This is a genomic window from Collinsella sp. LCP19S3_D3 (assembly GCF_052121455.1).
In the GTDB taxonomy this organism is placed as follows: domain Bacteria; phylum Actinomycetota; class Coriobacteriia; order Coriobacteriales; family Coriobacteriaceae; genus Collinsella.
Map to the genome: position 1 here is coordinate 1 of NZ_JBQKEF010000042.1, position 1,746 is coordinate 1,746.

At 63.6% G+C, this 1,746-nt stretch carries 1 rRNA gene; it reads left to right on the forward strand.

From position 1 onward, the window contains the following. Nucleotides 1-229: 229 nt before the first annotated feature. Nucleotides 230-1,735: ribosomal RNA gene (locus ACTQXM_RS08920) — 16S ribosomal RNA — on the forward strand. Nucleotides 1,736-1,746 lie beyond the last annotated feature (11 nt).

Genomic DNA, 1,746 nt, shown 5'->3' on the forward strand with positions numbered 1-1,746 from the left:
GGCGTGCACCTTGAGAACCGGATACTGCGAGGATGGACACACCAGATGTGTCGCATCCGGGCAGACATCGAACCATTTGAAATGGTCTGACTTGGATTCGTTTTTCGCAAGGCCGCCGAGAGGCGGCCCCGAGAAATTCCTTTTCCTATCAAACAGAACCATATGAATCGAACGGAACCGATCAGCGAATGACTGAGAGGACCGGACGGGCTCGAGGCCCAAACATATTTGGACGGAGAGTTCGATCCTGGCTCAGGATGAACGCTGGCGGCGCGCCTAACACATGCAAGTCGAACGGCACCTATCTTCGGATAGAGGCGAGTGGCGAACGGCTGAGTAACACGTGGAGAACCTGCCCCCTCCCCCGGGATAGCCGCCCGAAAGGACGGGTAATACCGGATACCCCCGGGTGCCGCATGGCGCCCGGGCTAAAGCCCCGACGGGAGGGGATGGCTCCGCGGCCCATCAGGTAGACGGCGGGGTGACGGCCCACCGTGCCGACAACGGGTAGCCGGGTTGAGAGACCGACCGGCCAGATTGGGACTGAGACACGGCCCAGACTCCTACGGGAGGCAGCAGTGGGGAATCTTGCGCAATGGGGGCAACCCTGACGCAGCGACGCCGCGTGCGGGACGGAGGCCTTCGGGTCGTAAACCGCTTTCAGCAGGGAAGAGACGAGACTGTACCTGCAGAAGAAGCCCCGGCTAACTACGTGCCAGCAGCCGCGGTAATACGTAGGGGGCGAGCGTTATCCGGATTCATTGGGCGTAAAGCGCGCGTAGGCGGCCCGGCAGGCCGGGGGTCGAAGCGGGGGGCTCAACCCCCCGAAGCCCCCGGAACCTCCGCGGCTTGGGTCCGGTAGGGGAGGGTGGAACACCCGGTGTAGCGGTGGAATGCGCAGATATCGGGTGGAACACCGGTGGCGAAGGCGGCCCTCTGGGCCGAGACCGACGCTGAGGCGCGAAAGCTGGGGGAGCGAACAGGATTAGATACCCTGGTAGTCCCAGCCGTAAACGATGGACGCTAGGTGTGGGGGGACGATCCCCCCGTGCCGCAGCCAACGCATTAAGCGTCCCGCCTGGGGAGTACGGCCGCAAGGCTAAAACTCAAAGGAATTGACGGGGGCCCGCACAAGCAGCGGAGCATGTGGCTTAATTCGAAGCAACGCGAAGAACCTTACCAGGGCTTGACATATGGGTGAAGCGGGGGAGACCCCGTGGCCGAGAGGAGCCCATACAGGTGGTGCATGGCTGTCGTCAGCTCGTGTCGTGAGATGTTGGGTTAAGTCCCGCAACGAGCGCAACCCCCGCCGCGTGTTGCCATCGGGTGATGCCGGGAACCCACGCGGGACCGCCGCCGTCAAGGCGGAGGAGGGCGGGGACGACGTCAAGTCATCATGCCCCTTATGCCCTGGGCTGCACACGTGCTACAATGGCCGGTACAGAGGGATGCCACCCCGCGAGGGGGAGCGGATCCCGGAAAGCCGGCCCCAGTTCGGATTGGGGGCTGCAACCCGCCCCCATGAAGTCGGAGTTGCTAGTAATCGCGGATCAGCATGCCGCGGTGAATGCGTTCCCGGGCCTTGTACACACCGCCCGTCACACCACCCGAGTCGTCTGCACCCGAAGTCGCCGGCCCAACCGAGAGGGGGGAGGCGCCGAAGGTGTGGAGGGTGAGGGGGGTGAAGTCGTAACAAGGTAGCCGTACCGGAAGGTGCGGCTGGATCACCTCCTTTCTAGGGAGATA